Source organism: Streptomyces sp. NPDC020490 (assembly GCF_044335305.1).
GTDB lineage: Bacteria > Actinomycetota > Actinomycetes > Streptomycetales > Streptomycetaceae > Streptomyces.
In genome coordinates, this window is sequence record NZ_JBIRUY010000048.1 from 50,881 (window position 1) to 68,510 (window position 17,630).

Annotated in this window: 16 protein-coding genes, 1 pseudogene and 1 riboswitch; of the genes and pseudogenes, 8 read left to right on the forward strand and 9 right to left on the reverse strand. The window is 73.4% G+C overall.

Features of this window, described 5'->3' with window-relative positions; translation table 11 throughout:
* Positions 1-89: 89 nt before the first annotated feature.
* Positions 90-1,327 (reverse strand): annotated as a pseudogene (locus ACH4ZX_RS35740) (cytochrome P450).
* A 271-nt stretch (positions 1,328-1,598) separates the two neighbouring features.
* On the opposite strand from ACH4ZX_RS35740, the gene ACH4ZX_RS35745 reads away from it, so the two are divergent.
* On the forward strand, positions 1,599-2,768 hold the full coding sequence (locus ACH4ZX_RS35745) for a steroid 3-ketoacyl-CoA thiolase (protein WP_398282316.1): 1,170 nt from the start codon (positions 1,599-1,601) through the stop codon (positions 2,766-2,768).
* A gap of 42 nt (positions 2,769-2,810) precedes the next feature.
* Complete coding sequence (locus tag ACH4ZX_RS35750) at positions 2,811-3,050, forward strand: hypothetical protein (RefSeq protein WP_398282319.1); 240 nt, start codon at positions 2,811-2,813, stop codon at positions 3,048-3,050.
* Positions 3,051-3,269: 219 nt separating this feature from the next.
* Here ACH4ZX_RS35750 and ACH4ZX_RS35755 read toward each other — a convergent pair whose 3' ends face one another.
* The 6 genes from ACH4ZX_RS35755 to ACH4ZX_RS35780 form a co-directional block, all read right to left on the reverse strand.
* Positions 3,270-4,121: an ECF transporter S component gene (locus tag ACH4ZX_RS35755; protein ID WP_398282322.1), complete on the reverse strand. Its 852-nt coding sequence runs from the start codon at positions 4,119-4,121 to the stop codon at positions 3,270-3,272.
* Positions 4,118-5,803: an ABC transporter ATP-binding protein gene (locus ACH4ZX_RS35760; protein WP_398282325.1), complete on the reverse strand. Its 1,686-nt coding sequence runs from the start codon at positions 5,801-5,803 to the stop codon at positions 4,118-4,120. Before ACH4ZX_RS35760 ends, ACH4ZX_RS35755 begins: the two co-directional genes overlap by 4 nt.
* 30 nt (positions 5,804-5,833) lie before the next feature.
* Entirely contained in the window at positions 5,834-6,952 is a 1,119-nt protein-coding gene (locus ACH4ZX_RS35765) for an energy-coupling factor transporter transmembrane component T (RefSeq protein ID WP_398282328.1), read from the reverse strand.
* Entirely contained in the window at positions 6,942-7,628 is a 687-nt protein-coding gene (locus ACH4ZX_RS35770; RefSeq protein ID WP_398282331.1) for an SCO2322 family protein, read from the reverse strand. The genes ACH4ZX_RS35765 and ACH4ZX_RS35770 overlap by 11 nt, the downstream gene beginning before the upstream one ends.
* A complete protein-coding gene (locus tag ACH4ZX_RS35775; RefSeq protein ID WP_398282334.1) occupies positions 7,625-8,884 on the reverse strand; it encodes a prenyltransferase/squalene oxidase repeat-containing protein in 1,260 nt (419 codons plus the stop codon). The genes ACH4ZX_RS35770 and ACH4ZX_RS35775 overlap by 4 nt, the downstream gene beginning before the upstream one ends.
* Positions 8,885-9,012: 128 nt before the next feature.
* A riboswitch (cobalamin riboswitch) is annotated at positions 9,013-9,086 on the reverse strand.
* Between the two features lie 164 nt (positions 9,087-9,250).
* Entirely contained in the window at positions 9,251-10,288 is a 1,038-nt protein-coding gene (locus ACH4ZX_RS35780) for an MBL fold metallo-hydrolase (protein WP_398282337.1), read from the reverse strand.
* Positions 10,289-10,432: 144 nt separating this feature from the next.
* Here ACH4ZX_RS35780 and ACH4ZX_RS35785 point away from each other — a divergent pair, with 144 nt between their 5' ends.
* The 3 genes from ACH4ZX_RS35785 to ACH4ZX_RS35795 all read left to right on the forward strand — a co-directional run bounded on the left by ACH4ZX_RS35785 (position 10,433) and on the right by ACH4ZX_RS35795 (position 12,782).
* Complete coding sequence (locus ACH4ZX_RS35785; protein WP_398282340.1) at positions 10,433-11,890, forward strand: aldehyde dehydrogenase; 1,458 nt, start codon at positions 10,433-10,435, stop codon at positions 11,888-11,890.
* Between the two features lie 6 nt (positions 11,891-11,896).
* Positions 11,897-12,136 (forward strand): ferredoxin, encoded by a 240-nt coding sequence (locus ACH4ZX_RS35790; protein ID WP_398282343.1) that lies wholly within the window; start codon positions 11,897-11,899, stop codon positions 12,134-12,136.
* Positions 12,137-12,203: 67 nt separating this feature from the next.
* A complete protein-coding gene (locus tag ACH4ZX_RS35795) occupies positions 12,204-12,782 on the forward strand; it encodes a hypothetical protein (RefSeq protein ID WP_398282346.1) in 579 nt (192 codons plus the stop codon).
* Here ACH4ZX_RS35795 and ACH4ZX_RS35800 read toward each other — a convergent pair.
* Positions 12,766-13,431: a TetR family transcriptional regulator gene (locus ACH4ZX_RS35800; RefSeq protein WP_398282348.1), complete on the reverse strand. Its 666-nt coding sequence runs from the start codon at positions 13,429-13,431 to the stop codon at positions 12,766-12,768. The genes ACH4ZX_RS35795 and ACH4ZX_RS35800 overlap by 17 nt on opposite strands.
* Positions 13,432-13,641: 210 nt before the next feature.
* Here ACH4ZX_RS35800 and ACH4ZX_RS35805 point away from each other — a divergent pair, with 210 nt between their 5' ends.
* Genes ACH4ZX_RS35805 through ACH4ZX_RS35815 form a run of 3 tightly spaced genes read left to right on the forward strand, consistent with a single transcriptional unit; the run spans position 13,642 to position 17,065 of the window.
* Positions 13,642-15,270, forward strand: coding sequence for a glycosyltransferase family 4 protein (locus ACH4ZX_RS35805; protein WP_398282350.1), 1,629 nt, complete (start codon positions 13,642-13,644; stop codon positions 15,268-15,270).
* Positions 15,264-15,998, forward strand: coding sequence for a class I SAM-dependent methyltransferase (locus ACH4ZX_RS35810; protein ID WP_129800810.1), 735 nt, complete (start codon positions 15,264-15,266; stop codon positions 15,996-15,998). The genes ACH4ZX_RS35805 and ACH4ZX_RS35810 overlap by 7 nt, the downstream gene beginning before the upstream one ends.
* Positions 15,995-17,065, forward strand: a complete 1,071-nt coding sequence (locus tag ACH4ZX_RS35815) for a prenyltransferase/squalene oxidase repeat-containing protein (protein WP_398282352.1) — start codon at positions 15,995-15,997, stop codon at positions 17,063-17,065. Before ACH4ZX_RS35810 ends, ACH4ZX_RS35815 begins: the two co-directional genes overlap by 4 nt.
* A gap of 104 nt (positions 17,066-17,169) precedes the next feature.
* On the opposite strand, the gene ACH4ZX_RS35820 is transcribed toward ACH4ZX_RS35815, so the two are convergent.
* Positions 17,170-17,463 (reverse strand): hypothetical protein, encoded by a 294-nt coding sequence (locus ACH4ZX_RS35820; RefSeq protein WP_398282354.1) that lies wholly within the window; start codon positions 17,461-17,463, stop codon positions 17,170-17,172.
* Between the last annotated feature and the right edge of the window lie 167 nt (positions 17,464-17,630).

Below are 17,630 nucleotides of genomic sequence, written 5' to 3' on the forward strand. Positions count from 1 at the left end.
AGGCAGCGGCGGGGCGTCGGGACGAGGTGTGCTCCTGCCTCCCCCGCGGACGGGCCGGCGGCGCCGGGATGCCGCCGGCCCGAGACGGGTCAGCCCGCTTCGACGCGGAGTTCCTTCACGCCGTTGATCCAGGAGGAGCGTAGCCGGCGCGGCTCACCGGCCAGGGTGAGGGTCGGCAGGGCGTCGGCGATCGCGTCGAAGATGAGGTCGATCTCCAGGACCGCCAGGGACTTGCCGAGGCAGTAGTGCGGGCCGCCCCCGCCGAAGCCGAGGTGCGGGTTGGGGTCGCGGGTGATGTCGAAGCTGCCGGGGTCGTCGAAGACGTCGGGGTCGTGGTTGGCGGAGGCGTAGAAGAGGCCCACCCGGTCGCCCTTCCTGATCCGCCTGCCGCCGAGTTCGGTGTCCTGGGTGGCGGTGCGCTGGAAGGCGTTGACGGGGGTCGCCCACCGGACGATCTCCTCCGCCGCCGTCGCCGGGCGCTCGCGCTTGTACAGCTCCCACTGGTCCGGGTGGGTGAGGAAGGCGTGCATGCCGTGCGTGATGGCGTTGCGGGTGGTCTCGTTTCCGGCCACGGCCAGCATCAGCACGAAGAAGCCGAACTCGTCGGAGCTGAGGCTGTGCCCCCGTCCTCCGCGGCCACCAGCGTCGTCACGATGTCCCTCGCCGGGCACTGCTTGCGGTCGGCGGCCATGTTCATGGCGTAGGCGATGAGTTCGGTGGCCGACTCGGCGCCGACCTCCTCGGTGATGGCGTACTCGGGATCGTCGTAGGCGATCATCTTGTTGGACCAGTCGAAGATCTTGGCCCGGTCGTCCTGCGGGATGCCGATGAGCTCGGCGATCGCCTGCAGGGGCAGCTCGCAGGCGACCTCGGTGACGAAGTCGAACGGGCCCGGGTGGGCCACGGCGGCGCGTGCGATGGCGTCGGCGCGGGCGCGCAGCCGGTCCTGCAGGGCGCGGATGGCGCGCGGGGTGAAGACGCGCTGCACGATCTGGCGCACCCTGGTGTGTTCCGGGGGGTCCATGTTCAGCAGAATGAGCCGCTGGGCGTCGATCGCGTCGCGCTCGATGTGCTCGTTGAAGCGGATGATCGCCGTGTTGAGGGTGGAGGAGAACAACTCCGGGTGAGTGGAGACGTACTTGACGTCGGCGTGCCGGGTGACGGCCCAGTAGCCCTCGTCGCGGAAGCCGGCCACGTTGTCCGGCTGGGGGATCCAGCGCACCGGTTCGGCCCGGCGCAGCTCCGCGAACTCCGGCAGGGGCACGCGCTGGTGCAGCACATCGGGGTCGGTGAAGTCGAACCCGTCGGGGAGCGCTGGACAGGGCATCGGCAACTCACTCCAGCCATCTGACGGTCCATCAGGAATTGCGGTGAAGGTAATAACGGGTTCTACAACTGGCAAGGGGTGCGGCGCCGTCAATTGCGTGCGGGATCCGTGCGGATCTGCAGATCAAGACATCGGGCGCTGCACGACCCTTGCGAGGGCGCGTGCGGCGTCAGCACACTGCCCTTAGAACTAGAACACGTACTAGTTCTGCGTGGCGGGTGGGCCGGGACGCCCCCCTCGCGCGGGTACCGGAGGAGAGGATCAACCCCCCATGGCCGCGGAACCCGTGATCGTCGAAGCCGTACGCACCCCCATCGGCAGGCGCGGTGGCGCGCTCGCCAACCTGCACCCCGCCTACCTCCTGGGCGAGACCTACCGTGAACTCCTCGGCCGCACCGGCATACCCGCCGACTGCGTCGAGCAGATCGTCGGCGGCACCGTCACGCACGCCGGCGAGCAGTCCATGAACCCCGCGCGCACGGCGTGGCTGGCCATGGGACTGCCCTACGAGACCGCGGCGACGACGGTCGACTGCCAGTGCGGGTCCTCGCAGCAGGCGGCGCACATGGTGGCCAACATGGTCGCCACGGGCGTGATCGACGTCGGCATCTCGTGCGGCGTCGAGGCGATGTCGCGGGTGCCGCTGGGGTCGGGCTCGAAGCACGGGCCGGGCAAGCCGTTCCCCGACGAGTGGAACGTCGACCTGCCGAACCAGTTCGAGGCGGCGGAGCGGATCGCCCGCCGTCGCGGCCTGACGCGGGAGAACGTCGACTTGCTCGGCCTGGTCTCGCAGGAGCGGGCCGCCGCGGCCTGGTCCGAGGAGCGGTTCAAGAAGGAGACGTTCGCCGTCCAGGTCCCGACCACGGAGGAGGAGCAGCAGGCCGGTCAGGGCATGTGGCGCCTCGTCGACCGCGACGAGGGGCTGCGCGACACCTCGATGGAGGCGCTGGCGCGCCTGAAGCCGGTGATGCCCACGGCCGTCCACACGGCCGGCAACTCGTCGCAGATCAGCGACGGCGCGGCGGCCATCATGTGGGCCTCGAAACGGATGGCCCGGGCGCTGAAGCTGCGGCCGCGGGCACGGATCGTGGCCCAGGCCCTCGTGGGCGCCGACCCGCACTTCCACCTCGACGGTCCCATCGACGCGACGCGCGCGGTGCTCGGCAAGGCGGGCATGTCGCTGAAGGACATCGACGTCGTCGAGATCAACGAGGCCTTCGCCTCCGTGGTGCTGAGCTGGGCCCAGGTCTTCGGACAGGACCTGGAGAAGGTGAACGTCAACGGCGGCGCGATCGCGCTCGGGCACCCCGTCGGCGCCACCGGGGCCCGGCTGATCACCACCGCCCTCCATGAACTGGAGCGCACCGACAAGGAGTTCGCGCTGGTGACGATGTGCGCCGGCGGCGGCCTGGCCACCGGGACGATCCTCCAGCGGCTGTGAAAACGACTTGGCAGGGTTGACGCGAACTGATCAACTTGGCCGGTGCTGATCAAGGTGATCCTCCGCGCCCTGCCCTTCTCCATCCGCGAACCCGTCATGGTCGCCGTCTGCCTCGGCTTCGCCGGCCTGGCCCTCTACTGGTTCGTCATGGTGGGAGGCCTGGCCAGGGGCGGCTTCGGCCTGCTGTTCCTGGCGATCGCCGTCCTGCGCGCCCACTTGTTCCGCAAGGAGTGGAGATCCCGCAGGGCGGCGAAGGAGGGCGGCGTCACGCAGCGGGCGTAGCCAGTAGCCCGTATCCGGTGGCTCCGGTGGCTCCGGTGGCTCCGGTGGCTCCGGTGGCTCCGGTGGCTCCGGTGGCTTCGGTCGTTCCGGTCCCGGGCCGCCGCCCCGGCCCCGGCCGGCCGGACGCGGTGCACCCGGGTCCACCTGCGGCGGCGTCGTGGCTGCCCGGGTCAGTACCAGCCGTCGGCCTGCCAGAAGGCCCAGGCGGCGGTGGGGCGGTTAGTGGGTGATGTGGGTCATGTGGGGCGGTTCACCGCTTGACGGGGCCTCGAAGGTGACCGCGGTCTCGAACGCGGCCCGGCGGGTGGCTCTGCGCAGTGCCCTGAGCACGGCCGGGCCCAGCGTGAGCGTCAGCACCACGGTGACCACGGCCCGGCCCATGTCCCAGCCCAGGGACGTGGCCGCACAGTAGGCGACGAAGCGGGCCAGGTTGGCGGGGACGGCCGCGTGCGGATCGAAGGCGATGCCCGAGGCGAGCGCGCCCATGAAGGGCCAGCCGGCGAGGTTCATGATCGTGCCGTAGGCGAACGCGGCGAGGAAGCCGTAGCCGGCGAGGAGGCCGGTCTCGGCGCGGCCGCGCAGCCGGTCCGGGCCCGGCAGCAGGCCCGCGCCCATGGTGAACCAGCCCATCGCCAGCATCTGGAACGGCATCCACGGGCCCACCCCGCCGGTGAGCAGCGCCGACGCGAACATGGTGAGCGAGCCGAGGGTGAAACCGAACCCGGGACCCAGCACCCGGCCGCTGAGCACCATCAGGAAGAACATCGGCTCGATACCGGCGGTTCCGGCGCCGATCGGACGCAGGGCGGCGCCGGCCGCCGCGAGCACCCCGAGCATGGCGACGGCCTTCGGGCCCAGCCCGGATTCGGCGATCGTCGCGGCGACGACGGCGACCAGCAGCACCAGCAGCCCGGCGAAGAGCCAGGGCGCGTCCTGCGCGTGGGCGCTGAGCTGCGAGGAAGGCGGGGCGAGGAAGGGCCAGCCGAAGCCGGCCACCCCCACGGCGCTGACCAGGATGAGGGCGGCGACCGAGCGGGGGCCGAGGCGGACCGCTCTGGCTTGTCCGGTCATCCCAGTGCCTCCCGGACCTGGGCGACCGTCAGCCACTCCTGCGGGGCGAGGATCTTGGTGACCTGCGGGGCGAAGGAAGGGGAGGAGACGACGACCTCCGCGGTCGGGCCGTCCGCGATCACCTCGCCCTCGGCGAGCAGGACCACCCGGTGGGCGAGTTCGGCGGCGAGTTCGACGTCGTGCGTGGCGAGGACGATCGCGTGGCCCTCGGCGGCGAGGGAGCGCAGCAGGGTCACGAGGCGGGCCTTGGCCGCGTAGTCCAGGCCCCGGGTCGGCTCGTCGAGCAGGAGCAGGGGCGGGCGCGCGGTCAGGACGACGGCGAGCGCGAGCGTGAGGCGCTGGCCCTCCGAGAGGTCGCGTGGGTGGGTGTCGTCGGGTATGCCGGGGAGGAGCTCGGAGACCAGGGCGCGGCAGGTGCCGGGGTCGGCGTGGGCGTCGCGGTCGGCGGCGGCGCACTCGGCCCCGACCGTGTCGGCGTACAGCAGGTCACGGGGTTCCTGCGGGACCAGGCCGACACGGCGCACCAGGTCGGCGGGGGGTGTGCGGTGCGGGGTCACGCCGCCGGTCAGGACCGAGCCGGTGGTCGGGGCGACGAGGCCGACGAGGGCGCCGAGCAGGGTGGACTTGCCGGCGCCGTTGCGGCCCATGAGGGCGACGGTCTCGCCGGGGGTGATGGTGAGGTCGATCCGGCGGAGGGCGTCCACCCGGGCCCGGCGGACGGACAGGGAGCGGACCTCGGCGACGGTGGGCGCGGCGACCACGGGGGCGCGGTGCCTGCGGAAGGGCGGCCGCCACCGGCCGGCGGGGGCGGGGCGAGGGGGCGGCACGCTCGCCGGCGCCTGCGGGGTGACCCCGGGCCGCGCCCGTCGTGACAGCCGCTCCCGGAGGTCGCCGGCCCGGCGCCGCGCGTCCCGCACCGTCAGCGGCAGCGGGGACCAGCCGGCCAGCCGCCCCAGGTCCACCACCGGCGGACACACCGGCGACACGGCCATCATCTCGGCCGGGTCGCCGAGGACCGGGGGCGCCGCGGGGGCGGGGAGGAGGACGACCTGGTCGGCGTACTGGATGACGCGCTCCAGGCGGTGTTCCGCCATCAGGACTGTGGTGCCGAGGTCGTGCACGAGGCGTTGCAGGACCGCGAGGACCTCTTCCGCGGCCGCCGGATCGAGGGCCGAGGTCGGTTCGTCGAGGACGAGGACCTCGGGGTGCGGGGTGAGGACCGAGCCGATGGCGACGCGCTGCTGCTGGCCGCCGGAGAGGGTGGCGATCGGACGGTCGCGGAGGCCGGCCAGGCCGAGCAGGTCGAGGGTCTCCTCCACACGGCGCCGCATCACGGCGGGCGGGAGGCCCAACGACTCCATACCGTAGGCGAGTTCGTCCTCCACGGTGTCGGTGACGAAGTGCGAGAGCGGATCCTGCCCCACCGTGCCCACCACGTCAGCGAGTTCGCGCGGCTTGTGGGTGCGGGTGTCGCGGCCCGCGACCGTGACGCGGCCGCGCAGCGTGCCGCCCGTGAAGTGCGGCACCAGGCCGCTGACCGTGCCGAGGACCGTGGACTTGCCGACCCCCGACGGGCCGACCAGCAGCACCAGTTCGCCCTCCGGGACCTCGAAGTCCACACCCCGGACGGTGGGTTCGGCCGCGCCGTCGTACGTCACGGAGACGTCCTCGAAGCGGATCACGGCGACTCCTCGGTCACGACGGCTCCTCGATCACGGCGACTCCTCGGTCACGACGGCTTCTTGATCACGACGACCCCTCGGGGACGACGGCTCCTTGGGGGCGATGAAGGACGGCAGCAGGCCGAGCAGTACGGCCGCCGCGGGCCACAGCGGCAGGGCGGGGGCGACCAGCGGGACGACGCCGGGGTGCAGCGCCTCCGGGTCGCCGGCGGCGGCGAGGGCGAGCAGCGCGGCGACCGCGGCGCCGGAGCCCGCGACCAGCCAGGCGCGGACGTCCCAGCGGTCCGGGCGGTACCGCGTGCGCGGGCTGCGGCGGCCGCCGAGGCGCAGTCCGGCCAGGGCCGCGGCCACCCCGGCGAGCAGCAGCGGCAGCCCGTAGGCGCCGCCCACGGCGGTGAGCAGCCCGTACGTTCCCGCGCAGACGCCGAGCAGGCCGCCGAGGGTGAGGGCGGCGGTGGTGCGGCGCACGGCGGGCGCGACCTCGGCGGTACGGCCGTAGCCGCGGGCGTCCATCGCGGCGGCCAGCGCGACGGACCGCTCCAACGCGCCCTCCAGCACCGGCAGTCCGACGTGCAGCAGGCCGCGGACACCGCTGTCGGGACGGCCGCGCAGCCGGCGGGCGGCGCGCAGCCGCTGGATGTCGGCGATGAGGTTCGGCGCGAAGGTCAGGGCGACGACCACCGCGACGCCCGTCTCGTACAGGGCGCCCGGGAGGGACTTCAGCAGACGGGACGGGTTGGCGAGGGCGTTCGCGGCGCCCACGCAGATCAGCAGCGCGGCCAGTTTCAGGCCGTCGTAGCAGGCGAAGACGAGTGACTCGGCGGTGACCTCGCCGCCCAGGCGGACGCCCTGCGCCCAGTGCGGCAGGGGGACTTCGGGGAGGGCGACGATCACGTGCGTGCCGGGGATCGGGGAGCCGAGGGCGACCGCGAAGAACAGCCGGACGGCGAGGACGGCGAGCGCGAGCTTGACGAACGCGGAGTAGGAGCGCGCCCAGGGGGCCCCGGTGCGGCAGACGGCGACGACGTAGGCGGACGTCGCGACGAGCAGGGCGAGCAGCAGGGGGTTGGTGGTGCGGGTGGCCGCGGTGCCCAGACCGAGCGACCACAGCCACCAGGCGCCCGGGTGCAGCGAGGGCTTACCCGCCATGCCTGCGTCGCCGGGTCTGCCACACCGCCGCCGCGCCCAGCAGGGCGACCGCTCCCGCACCGGCGAACGGCCCCACCGACGGGCCGCCGCCGTCCGCCCCGTCCGCCCCGTCCGCCCCGTCGGCCCCGTCCGCCTCGTTCATTTCGTTCGTCTCTGTCCCGGCCGCCGGCTTCTTCGCGTCGGCGACCTGCTCGCCGCACCCCTTGTGCGGATACCCGGCGATCGCGCACAACAGGGCGTTGGTGTCGTAGCGCAGCGGCTTCGCCACCGCCGCCAGGGCGTCCGCCGTGCTGGCGTCGGCCGGTACCCGCGCGCACGCGGTACGGCCGGCCGGCGGCGTCTCGCCGGACGGGGCGTCGGCCGCGGTGCCGAAGTCGATGACGAGGGCCACCCGCTTCTCGCCCTCCCGCGCCGGAGTCCGCGCGCAGATCACCGAGAAGGAGGCGGTCCCGCGCGGCTTCGCCGCGTCGCCGGAGTCCTCGCTCACCGAGAAGCGGAAGCCCTGGACGTCGCCGTCGGAGGGGCGGGCGGTGGCGGGGCCCTGGGTGGCGTAGGTCCACCGGCCGGCTTCCGCATCCCAGAAGGACCAGTAGCGGTAGCCGGTGGCCCGGGCCTGGCCGGTGACGGCCAGGGCCAGCAGCACGGTGGTCAGCAGGACGGCGAGGCGGCGTGTCACGGCTGTCGCCCCTTGTTGCGGCCACTGCGCAGGAAACCGACGCCGATGCCGGCGACGAGGAACACGCCGACGATCCACCAGACGCCGAAGCCGGAGTCGTCCTTCTTGCCGGCCTCGGCCGAGTGGGCCTTGGCGGAGGCGGAGGCGGAGGCCGAGGCGGATGCGGTGGCGGAGGCCGGGACGGACGCCGGCTCGGGGCCGGTGGCGTTCAGCAGCCCGACCAGGTCCTGGCCGCCGAAGTCGCGCACGTCGGCGCGCGCGGCGTTCGCGGCGAGGATCAGCTCCGCGTAGGCGGCCGGTCCGCCGGCCCGGGCCCACTGCGCCGAGTTCGCCTCCAGCCAGCGCACGGCGCCGGCCGCCCGGTCGCCCTGACCCGCGGTGGCGAGCGCGAGGACGGCGTCGGCGGTGTTGCCGTAGTCGGGCTGGGGCTTGGCGCCGGGCATGGCCGAGGTCAGGTGGTGGCCCTTCGCCAGGGCCTTGATCAGGTACGCGGCGGCGTTGCGCGCGGCCTGTCCGGCATCGCTCGCGTCGGCGCAGGCCGGGGCGGCGCCCGTCGGCTTCGCGGCGGCCCCGGCCAGCCCCTTGCCGAGCGCGCCCACCACCGCCGCGGCCGTCGCGTCCGCGTTGGCGGCGAGCGTGCCCTTCTTGTCCGGCTGGTAGGCGAAGGCGCCCGCGTCCTTCGCGTCGCACGGGAGGGCGAGCTTCAGCAGGGCGTCGTAGGGGGACTTGCCGCCCTTGGTGACCCGCGCGGGCTGCTCGCCCACGGCGGCGAGGGCGCCGATGACGACGGACGTCGAGTTGGCGTCGCTCGCCCCGCCCGGCGCGTAGCCCCAGCCGCCGTCCTTGTTCTGTACGGACTTCAGCCAGCCGACGGCCTTGCCGGTGGCGGCGTCGTGGCCGCCGAGGGCGGCGAGGGCCTGGACGGCGGCGGCCGTGCTGTTGGTGTCGACCACGACCTTGGCGTCGCAGGCCTTGGCTCCATCCGCGCGGAACGGCGCGAAGGCGCCGTTCGCGCACTGCTGGCCGACCAGCCAGTCCACCGCCTTCGCCGCCGGGCGCACGCCCACGGTGTCCTGCGCGAGCAGCGCCAGCGACTGGCGCCAGACGCCGTCGTACTTCGGGTCGGAGGAGCCGTACAGGCCGTCGGGTATCGCCGCCGACGGGGACGGCGACGAGGTCGCGGCGACGGCGGGCGCGGCCGTGCCGATCACGGCGGTGGCGGCCAGGGCCGCGGCGGTGCGGCGGACGACGTTCATGCTCGGCGGGTGCCTTCCCCTATGGGAGCGGGCAGCACGGGACACCCCGGGCGGCTCGGCTCCGTATGCCTCGACGGTGCCGTGCGCCGGCGGACCGCCGACGCACCTGAGCCGGTCACGACCGTACGGGGCAGTCCGGCTGACCGCCCTCGGCGAGCGGTTCACGGTTGCGGGTCAGCGCCGGAATTGCACCGGCTTCCCCCCGTACGGGTGTGATGACGACCTGGCTACTGTACCGGCCCGTAGAAACGCCCTGAGCGGCGGCCGTGAGTGGCACCCGTCACCCCGGCCCGGTCTCTCCATGGTCTCCATGGTCTCCATGGTCTTCATCGGCTCCGTGGGCTCCTGGGCTCCCTGGGCGCGTATTCATACGTGCCCCACGGCCACGTACGCCACCGGGTCGCTCCCCGCCACCGCTTCCGCCCGGCCCAGCTTCACCAGCCGCCGCAGGTGGGCCTCGGCCTCCGAGACCGCGATGTTCCTCGATGCGTGGGGAATCTCGTCCCAGGGCCGGTTCCACTCCATGCGCTCGGCGAGCTGCCAGGGCGTGAGCGGTTCGGCCAGGAGGGCGTGCAGACCGGCGAGCCGTTCCTCGTGGTGCGCCAGCAACTCCCGTACGCGGGCGGGGGAGTCGGTGAAGGCGTGCTGGTGGGCCGGGAGCACCTCGGCGGGTGTGAGCCGGCCGACGCGTTCGAGGGAGTCGAGGTAGTCGCCGAGGGGGTCGGTGACAGTGGCGTCATCGGGGTCCTCGTACAGGCCGATGTGCGGGGTGATCTCCGGGAGCAGGTGGTCGCCGGAGAACAGGCGTCCGAGGCCCGGCAGTCGGGCCGGGTGCTCCTCCTCCAGGTGCAGGCAGACGTGGCCGGGGGTGTGCCCCGGCGTCCAGATCGCGCGCAGTCGGCGGCCGGGCAGGTCGAGGAGTTCGCCGGGGACGATCTCGCGGTCCGGCAGGGCGGGGGAGAAGCCCGGGAGGGTGGTGCGGGGGACGGCGGCGCGCAGGGGCGCGACGTGGTCCTCGGGGGCGCCGGCCGCGGTGAGTTTGGCCGCCATGCAGGCGAACCAGCGGCCCGGCCGGGTGTCGCGGGTGCGCCGTACGACGGCGGTGTCCGCGGTGTGCATGGCGATCCACCCGCCGGACGCCTCCCGCACCCGGCCGGACAGGCCGTGGTGGTCGGGGTGGTGGTGGGTGATGACCACCCCGTGGATCTCGCCCACGGCCGTGCCGCACGCCGTCAGGCCCTCGGCGAGGGTGTCCCAGGAGCCGGGATCGTCCCAGCCGGTGTCGACCAGCACCGGGCCGCGGTCGGTGTCCACGACGTACACGAGCGTGTACCCGAGGGGGTTGTCCGGGATGGGGACCTCGACGGACCGTACGCCGCCGCCGTGGTCGTGCACCTGCGCCATGGGCCGCCCCGTCCTGGTCGCTCGCCGACTGACCCCGCTGCGAAGCCATTGCCCACTATAACTAGAACTGGTATCAGTTCCTGGAGCGGTTCCTGATTACGCGTCAGAAACGTACCGGCCCGACCCCGTAGGAGGCAGTCGGTCATGACCGAGCTCGTGGAACACGGACAGCTGTTCATCGGCGGGGAGTTGACCGATCCCCTGGGCGAGGACGTCATCGAGGTGATCTCGCCGCACACGGAGGAGGTCCTCGGACGGGTGCCGCACGCCTCGGCGGCGGACGTGGACCGGGCGGTCGCGGTGGCGCGGACGGCGTTCGACGAGGGCCCCTGGCCCCGGACGACCCTCGACGAGCGGATCGCGGTGGTCACCCGCATCAAGGACGGGATCGCGGCGCGGCACGAGGAGATCGCCCGCGTGATCTCGTCCGAGAACGGCTCGCCGTACTCCTGGAGCGTCCTCGCGCAGGCGCTCGGCGCGATGATGGTGTGGGACGCGGCGATCACGGTCGCCCGGGACTTCCGGTACGAGGAGACGCGCGACGGCGTGCTGGGGAAGATCCTGGTGCGCCGCGAGCCGGTCGGGGTGGTGGCGGCCGTGGTGCCGTGGAACGTCCCGCAGTTCGTGGCCGCCGCCAAGCTCGCGCCCGCCCTGCTCACCGGCTGCACGGTGCTGCTCAAGCCGTCGCCCGAGTCGCCGCTGGACGCCTACCTCCTCGCCGACATCACCCGCGAGGCCGGGCTGCCGGAGGGCGTGCTGTCGATCCTGCCGGCCGACCGCGAGGTCAGCGAGTACCTGGTCGGGCACCCGGGCGTCGACAAGGTGTCTTTCACCGGCTCCGTCGCGGCCGGCCGGCGCGTGATGGAGGTGGCCTCGCGCAACCTGACCCGGGTGACCCTGGAACTGGGCGGCAAGTCGGCGGCGGTCGTCCTGCCGGACGCGGACCTGGAGACGTCCGTCGCGGGCATCGTCCCGGCGGCCTGGATGAACAACGGCCAGGCGTGCGTGGCCCAGACCCGCATCCTCGTACCGCGTGCCCGCTACGACGAGTTCGCCGACGCCTTCGCCGCCGCGGCGAGCGCGCTCGTGGTCGGCGACCCGCTGGACCCGGCGACCCAGGTCGGCCCACTGGTGGCCCGGCGCCAGCAGCAGCGCAACCTCGACTACATCCGCATCGGCCAGGAGGAGGGCGCCAAGGTCCTCACCGGCGGCGGCCGCCCGGCGGGCCTGGACCGCGGCTGGTACGTCGAGCCGACGCTCTTCGGCGACGTCGACAACTCCATGCGGATCGCCCGCGAGGAGATCTTCGGCCCGGTCATCTGCCTGCTGCCCTACGGCGACGAGGCCGAGGCCCTGAAGATCGCGAACGACTCGGACTACGGGCTGAGCGGCAGCGTCTGGACGGCGGACGTGGCCCACGGCATCGAGGTCGCCCGGCAGGTCCGTACCGGCACGTACTCCGTCAACACCTTCAGCCTGGACATGCTCGGCCCGTTCGGCGGCTACAAGAACTCCGGTCTGGGGCGGGAGTTCGGGCCCGAGGGCTACGGCGAGTACCTCGAACACAAGATGATCCACCTGCCGGCCGGCTGGGAGGCGTGAGGAGGCATGGGCGACCGCTGGCACGTCGACGTCGACCGCTCCCTGTGCATCGGCTCCGCCCAGTGCGTCCACCACGCCCCGGACGGCTTCCGCCTCGACGCGGGCCGCCAGTCCCACCCCGTCGAGCCGGAGACGGACGCCGACGAGCAGGTGCTGGCGGCGGCGGAGAACTGCCCGGTGGAGGCGATCGTGATCACCCTGCTGGGGAGCGGGAACGGGGAGCCGGTGTTCCCTCCGGAGGAGTAGGGGCGCGGGGCCTTTCCGTGCGAGACTCCGCCTCGTCTGCGAGTGATCCATGGGGGCGGAGGAGCGAATGCGGCGAGTGGGGGCCGTCCTGGCCGCGGTTCTGGCGGCCCTGGCACTGGCGGGATGCGGGGGCGGCGCGTCCGGGCGGGCGGTGGCGAGCGGCGCGTCCCGGGCCGCCGCGGACGGCCACGGAGGCGGCGTGGCCGCCGCGGACGAGAGGACGCCGACCACGCGCGCCGTGCGGGCGGACATCCGGGCCGCCGCCGTGGCCGGGGGGTTCGGACAGCCGGAGTTCCTCGACGTGCGGCGCGAGCTCAACCGCTGGGGTCCGTGCCAGGTGTTCGGCCGGATCCTGACATCCGCCCCGCCGGCCCGGGCCGCCGCCGCGCGGGCCGTCGCCGTGCTGGAGGACCGTGGCTGGAAGGCGAACGGGCCCATCGAGGACGAAGCCGGAGTCGGCTGGGTTCTGCTGCGAAAGGGCTGGTCGATCTCGGCCCTGTTCGGCGTGGCCTCCGCCGAGACCATCGCAGCCGGACTGCCGCCCGGACAGCGGGACCGGGCCAAGGACTTCAAGGGAGTGATCTTCGAGGGAACCGGCAGGGGCTGCACAGGATCCCAGGACAGCGCGGCTAGTCCGTCTCCCTGACCTCCGTCAGGTCGATCAGGCGGCACACCGTCTCGATGTCGATCTTCACCTGGGCGATGGAGGCGCGGCCCGAGAGCCAGGTGATCAGGGCCGAGTGCCAGGTGTGTTCGATGACACGGACCGCGGAGAGCTGCTCGGGGGTCGGGCTGTCCAGGCCCATCGCGTCCAGGATGATCACCGTCGTCTGACGGGAGACCTGGTCGACCTCCGGCGAGACGCTGCGGTCGGCGAAGGTGAGCGCGCGGACCATCGCGTCGGCCAGGTGCGGCTCGCGCTGCAGCGCCCGGAAGGCCCGCATCAGGGTCTCCGCCACCCGCTCCGCCGCCGTCTCGCCCTGCGGCGGCTTCTTCCGCAGCGTGCCGTGCATGTGCTCCAACTGGTCCTGCATCGTGGCCACCAGCAGGTGCACCTTGGACGGGAAGTAGCGGTACAGGGTGCCCAGCGCCACCTGCGAGGACTCGGCGACCTCCCGCATCTGCACCGCGTCGAAACCGCCCCGGCTGGCCAACTGGGCGCTCGCGTGCAGGATGCGGCGGCGCCGCGCCTCCTGGCGCTCGGTGAGCGGCGCCGCCGCCGGCCGGGCGGAGGCCGGCCGCGCGGCAGTGGCTTCCGCCTTGGACACCTTGGACACCTTGGCTTCCGCGGACATGGGCACCGTTCCGTGACATTCGGTGAGGGCAGGTGATCGGACCGAGCATGACAGGGCGTCGGCCGTGGCGCGAATCACCTGATCCACTGGTCACAGCACCCCTACCTGCCGGTAGATTCAGAGCCTCCTGGACGATCAAGTCTGAAACTTGTTCTAGATTAGCGTCCCGGCGTAATCTCGCGGGACAGTGCAGCCAGAAGGGGGCCCAGAGTGACCGCTGAGGCCAGTCAGGCGGGCCCTCGGGGGGACCGTGCCGCAGACGGCGAGCGACCGCTCGACATCGCGCTCCTCACCTACAAAGGGAACCCGTTCTGCGGCGGCCAGGGCGTCTACGTACGGCACCTGTCGCGCGAACTGGCCCGCCTCGGCCACCGGGTCGAGGTCATCGGCTCGCAACCGTACCCCGTTCTGGACGATGCCGAGGACCATGACGGCCGGCTGTCCCTGACCGAGCTGCCGAGTCTCGACCTCTACCGTCAGCCGGACCCCTTCCGCACCCCGAAGCGCGACGAGTACCGCGACTGGATCGACGCGCTGGAGGTCGCCACCATGTGGACCGGCGGCTTCCCCGAGCCGCTGACCTTCTCCCTGCGCGCCCGCCGCCATCTGCGCGCCCGGCGCGGCGAGTTCGATGTCGTGCACGACAACCAGACCCTCGGCTACGGCCTGTTGGGGGACATCGGCGCGCCCCTGGTCACCACCATCCACCACCCCATCACCGTCGACCGGCAGTTGGAGCTGGACGCGGCCGAGGGGTGGCAGCGCAGGTACGCCGTGCGCCGCTGGTACGCCTTCACCCGCATGCAGAAGCGCGTCGCGCGCCGGCTGCCGTCCGTGCTCACCGTCTCCGGCACCTCGCGCCAGGAGATCGTCGACCACCTCGGCGTGCGCGACGACCGCGTCCACGTCGTCCACATCGGCGCCGACACCGACCTGTTCTCGCCCGACCCGTCGGTGCCCGTGGTGCCGGGCCGGATCGTGACGACGTCCAGTGCGGACGTGCCGCTCAAGGGACTGGTCTTCCTGGTCGAGGCGCTCGCCAAGGTGCGCACCGAGCACCCGGCGGCCCACCTCGTCGTCGTCGGCAAGCGGCCTGCGGAGGGCCCGGTCGCGCAGGCGGTCGAGCGCTACGGCCTCGAGGGCGCCGTCGAGTTCGTCAAGGGCATCTCGGACGCCGAACTGGTCGACCTGGTGCGCTCCGCCGAGGTCGCGTGCGTGCCGTCCCTGTACGAGGGGTTCTCGCTGCCGGCGGCCGAGGCCATGGCCACCGGGACGCCGCTGGTCGCGACGACCGGCGGGGCGATCCCGGAGGTGGCCGGCCGTGACGGCGAGACCTGCCTGGCCGTGCCGCCCGGCGACTCCGGGGCGCTGGCGGCGGGACTGAGCCGGCTGCTCGGCGACCCGGAGCTGCGGGTGCGGCTGGGCCGCGCCGGGCGCGAGCGGGTGCTGCGGCGCTTTACGTGGGCCCGCGCCGCCGAGGGCACGGTGGCCCGGTACCGCGAGGCGATCGCCCGCTCCGCCGTTCCCGCCACCGCCGCCACCGCGGCCGCCCCCCGCCGCTCTGCGGCGGCGAGCGGCCGAGCGGGCGCCGTGGACGCTGCCGCCGCCACCGCAGAAGCGGGCGCCGAGGCGCAAGCCGGAACGGCCGCCCCGGCGAGGACGGAACCGGCCGCCCCGGCGAGGACGGAACCGGCCGCCCCGGCGAGGACGGAACCGGCCGCCCCGGCGAGGACGGAACCGGCCGCCCCGGCGACAGCGGGTGCGGCCGCCGCCCAGCCGGAAGCCGCCGCACCCATGACCGACGTCGATACCAACCGCGAAAGCAGGGCCACGTGCTGACCGTCGACTTCTCCCGGTTCCCGCTCGCCCCGGGCGACCGCGTCCTGGACCTCGGCTGCGGCGCCGGCCGGCACGCGTTCGAGTGCTACCGGCGCGGCGCGCAGGTCGTGGCGCTCGACCAGAACGGCGAGGAGATCCGCGAGGTCGCGAAGTGGTTCGCGGCGATGAAGGAGGCGGGCGAGGCCCCGGAGGGCGCCACCGCGACCGCCATGGAGGGCGACGCCCTGGCGCTGCCCTTCCCCGACGAGTCCTTCGACGTCGTGATCATCTCCGAGGTGATGGAGCACATCCCGGACGACAAGGGCGTGCTCGCCGAGATGGTGCGGGTGCTCAAGCCCGGCGGCCGGATCGCGATCACCGTGCCGCGCTACGGCCCCGAGAAGGTCTGCTGGACGCTGTCGGACGCCTACCACGAGGTCGAGGGCGGCCACATCCGCATCTACAAGGCCGACGAGCTCCTCGCGAAGATCCGCGAGGCCGGCCTGAAGCCGTACGGCACGCACCACGCGCACGCGCTGCACTCGCCGTACTGGTGGCTGAAGTGCGCGTTCGGCGTCGACAACGACAAGGCGCTGCCGGTGCGGGCGTACCACAAGCTGCTGGTCTGGGACATCATGAAGAAGCCGCTGGCCACCCGGGTCGCCGAGCAGGCGCTGAACCCGCTGATCGGCAAGAGCTTCGTGGCGTACGCGACCAAGCCCCACCTGCCCCGGGTGGACGCCAAGTGACCACACCCCGGACGGAACACCTCGTCCTGCCCGGGGTCCTCACCGCCGAGCAGGCCGCCGCGACCGTCCGCGGCATCCTCGCCGAGCAGCGGGAGGACGGGGCGATCCCGTGGTTCAGGGGCCACCACCTCGACCCGTGGGACCACACCGAGGCCGCGATGGCGCTGGACGCGGCGGGCGAGCACGAGGCCGCCGAGCGGGCCTACGAGTGGCTCGCCCGGCACCAGAACGAGGACGGCTCCTGGTACGCGGCCTACGCGGACGGCGACTTCGCCGACGTCACCGACCGCGGCCGGGAGACGAACTTCGTCGCCTACATCGCGGTCGGCGTGTGGCACCACTACCTGTCGACCGGCGACGACACCTTCCTGGACCGCATGTGGCCGCACGTGTACGCGGCGGTCGAGTACGTGCTCCGGCTGCAGCAGCCCGGCGGGCAGATCGGCTGGAAGCGCGAGGACGACGGCACGGCCGTCACGGACGCCCTGCTGACCGGCTGTTCCTCCGTCCACCACGCCCTGCGCTGCGCCCTGGCCATCGCCGAGCAGCGGGAAGAGGCGCAGCCCGACTGGGAGTTGGCGGCCGGCGCGCTGCGTCACGCGATCCGCCGCCACCCGGAGCGGTTCCTCGACAAGGACCGCTACTCGATGGACTGGTACTACCCGGTGCTGGGCGGCGCGTTGACCGGCGCGGAGGCCAAGTCCCGTATCGAGGAGGGCTGGGACCGTTTCGTGGTCCCCGGCCTCGGGGTGCGCTGCGTCGTGCCCAACCCCTGGGTGACCGGCGGCGAGTCGGCCGAACTCGCCCTGACGCTGTGGGCGATGGGCGAGTCGGACCGGGCGCTGGAGGTGCTCAAGGCGATCCAGCACCTGCGGGACGCGGACAGCGGTCTGTACTGGACGGGGTACGTCTTCGAGGACGAGGCGATCTGGCCCCAGGAGCTGACCACCTGGACCGCGGGTTCGCTGCTCCTCGCGGTCGCCGCCCTGGGCGGCCACGAGGCGACCTGCACGGTGTTCGGCGGCGACCGCCTGCCGGCCGGCCTGGACCCCGACTGCTGCGACTGAGCCCGCGGCCGACCGGCCTCCGCGGCCGCCCGGCCTCCGGTGCCGCCCCGCTCCCGGGGCCCCGCCCGGCCGCCGGCGGGGTCGGCGCCCCGGGCGCGGCGCGGTCAGTGCCGCTGGGCGCGGTTGGCGATGGCGTGGCCCACGAACAGGTAGACGACCGCGGCCAGGCCGTAGCCGGCCACCACCCGTGCCCACGCCGCGTCGAACGTGAACAGGTCGTACGACCAGCCCGCCAGCCAGCGGGCGGCGTCGTGCACGAACTGCACGAAGTCGTTCGCCCGGTTGGCGTTCAGCAGGTACATCAGGATCCACAGGCCCAGGATGCCGGCCATGACGTCGGCGACGATCGCGATGACCGTGCCGGCCGAGTTCGTACCGTTGCGATATCTAGGCGACATAGCACTCGGGTTGCCGCCGGAGCGCGGACGAAACCCGGCCCGGTGCCGCGCGTTCCTCCGTCGAGCGGCGGGGCCTAGTACTGCAACGACACTCCGTGATGCCCTCTGCGTTGGTAATGACTGATGCGGGCTCGTGCTTGGCTTCTTCTTCGCCATAGTGACCATGC

Bases quoted from the DNA above. Each gene is read 5' to 3' on its own strand.
- ACH4ZX_RS35755 (WP_398282322.1), bottom strand. From the start codon at position 4,121: ATGACCGGACAAGCCAGAGCGGTCCGCCTCGGCCCCCGCTCGGTCGCC.
- ACH4ZX_RS35745 (WP_398282316.1), top strand. From the start codon at position 1,599: ATGGCCGCGGAACCCGTGATCGTCGAAGCCGTACGCACCCCCATCGGC.
- ACH4ZX_RS35775 (WP_398282334.1), bottom strand. From the start codon at position 8,884: ATGAACGTCGTCCGCCGCACCGCCGCGGCCCTGGCCGCCACCGCCGTG.
- ACH4ZX_RS35800 (WP_398282348.1), bottom strand. From the start codon at position 13,431: ATGTCCGCGGAAGCCAAGGTGTCCAAGGTGTCCAAGGCGGAAGCCACT.
- ACH4ZX_RS35820 (WP_398282354.1), bottom strand. From the start codon at position 17,463: ATGTCGCCTAGATATCGCAACGGTACGAACTCGGCCGGCACGGTCATC.
- ACH4ZX_RS35765 (WP_398282328.1), bottom strand. From the start codon at position 6,952: ATGGCGGGTAAGCCCTCGCTGCACCCGGGCGCCTGGTGGCTGTGGTCG.
- ACH4ZX_RS35780 (WP_398282337.1), bottom strand. From the start codon at position 10,288: ATGGCGCAGGTGCACGACCACGGCGGCGGCGTACGGTCCGTCGAGGTC.
- ACH4ZX_RS35790 (WP_398282343.1), top strand. From the start codon at position 11,897: ATGGGCGACCGCTGGCACGTCGACGTCGACCGCTCCCTGTGCATCGGC.
- ACH4ZX_RS35795 (WP_398282346.1), top strand. From the start codon at position 12,204: ATGCGGCGAGTGGGGGCCGTCCTGGCCGCGGTTCTGGCGGCCCTGGCA.
- ACH4ZX_RS35785 (WP_398282340.1), top strand. From the start codon at position 10,433: ATGACCGAGCTCGTGGAACACGGACAGCTGTTCATCGGCGGGGAGTTG.